A 1,424-nucleotide genomic window follows, 5' to 3' on the forward strand; every position below is an offset into this window, starting at 1 on the left:
GCCTGGGCGGGCCAGGGTTACGGTGGGGTGCAGATCCCGCGCGTGGGCGATGAGGTGGTGGTGGACTTTATCAACGGTGACCCGGACCGTCCGATTATCACCGGTCGCGTGTACAACGATGCCAGCATGCCACCGTGGGCGCTGCCGGCAGCGGCGACGCAGATGGGCTTTATGAGCCGCACGAAAGATGGCTCCGTGGATAATGCCAACGCCCTGCGGTTTGAGGACAAGGCGGGTGCGGAACAGGTGTGGATCCAGGCCGAGCGCAATCTCGATATCAACGTCAAAAATGATGAATCGCATGCCACGGAAAAAAATCGAACCCAATATGTGGGAGAGGATGAAACCTTACGGGTGGCAAAAAATCAGAAGGCAGGGGTTAAAGGGGATGTGGTCTGCCTGACGGGCAACAGCCGCAGCGATAAAGTTGTTAATGACTTTATTATTTCAGCGGGCAATACGTTGAGGCTGGAGTGTGGTGAAAGCGCCATTGAATTATCAAAAGACGGGAGCGTGAATATCATTGGCAATAACTTTAACTTTACCGCTAAACAGAGTGCGCAAATAAACACGCTTTCCGGGGAGCTGCATTTAAATCCTGCCGAAGGAACCAATGCCATCGATGCACCAGGGGCATCCCACCAGTCAGCGATTCAGCAGGAAGTGGATGGCTTTTTTGTATTCAATGCTAATAAATAAGTATATTCAGCCTGCCACATAACCGGCTTTCCCGTCACCATAGGCGACGGGAAAGCCAGGCATTGAGGGGCAAAAGAGGCACCCTGAAATGAACTGGTTATTCTTTTTTTCCTTTTTGATCCTCACGCTTGCACTTATCTGGAATGACAATAACCTTTTTAATAAGAAACAATGGATCAACATGGGTCTGATGCTGGGGCTTGTCCTGCTTTCTACGGCCGGCATTGGTTTTCTTTTAAAATGGCTAGCGCTGACATTTTCAATATTTCCGGTCGCGGTGGCTAAACACTACTCCATCATCATATCTATGTCTCTCCTGTGCGTCTGGGGTATGAAATTTACCGCCGTTTTGCTATGCACAATATTGTCTGGTGTTATGGTGGGACATAAAAAATACAACGCTACGAATTATGAAAAAATTTCCCGGGTCACACACACCGTAGCGCCGCCCCTGATTATCTTTGCCAAACTCCTTCTCTCATTGGGGTGTGTCCTTATGTTTTCAGGTTTGTGGCTTAAGTAAGCGTTGCAATTAACGCTGCATCGAGGCTGCTGAAACTAAGATGTTGCATTTACGGAATAACGATTATGCTCAACCGAATTACCGTTCAGCTCCCGGTCGAGGGGCTGCTCTTCTGGAAACTCTCCGGCCGCGAGGCGATGTCCGAGTCGTTCGCCCTGACGCTGACCCTGCTCGGCACGGATGCGCGTATCGACCGCAGCAA

Annotated in this window: 2 protein-coding genes; both read left to right on the forward strand. The window is 50.4% G+C overall.

Going from position 1 to position 1,424, the window contains the following annotated elements; translation table 11 throughout:
• On the forward strand, nt 1–699 hold a 699-nt coding region (locus tag AK59_RS0123220), incomplete at its 5' end, for a type VI secretion system Vgr family protein (protein ID WP_029883940.1).
• Between the two features lie 88 nt (nt 700–787).
• A complete protein-coding gene (locus AK59_RS0123225) occupies nt 788–1,222 on the forward strand; it encodes a hypothetical protein (RefSeq protein ID WP_029883941.1) in 435 nt (144 codons plus the stop codon).
• The last annotated feature ends 202 nt before the right edge of the window (nt 1,223–1,424 follow it).

Origin of the sequence: Enterobacter sp. T1-1, from assembly GCF_000710795.1 — a bacterium.
GTDB classification, from domain to species: domain Bacteria; phylum Pseudomonadota; class Gammaproteobacteria; order Enterobacterales; family Enterobacteriaceae; genus Enterobacter; species Enterobacter cloacae.

Coding starts and splice junctions, on each gene's coding strand:
- AK59_RS0123225 (WP_029883941.1), top strand. CDS start 788: ATGAACTGGTTATTCTTTTTTTCCTTTTTGATCCTCACGCTTGCACTT.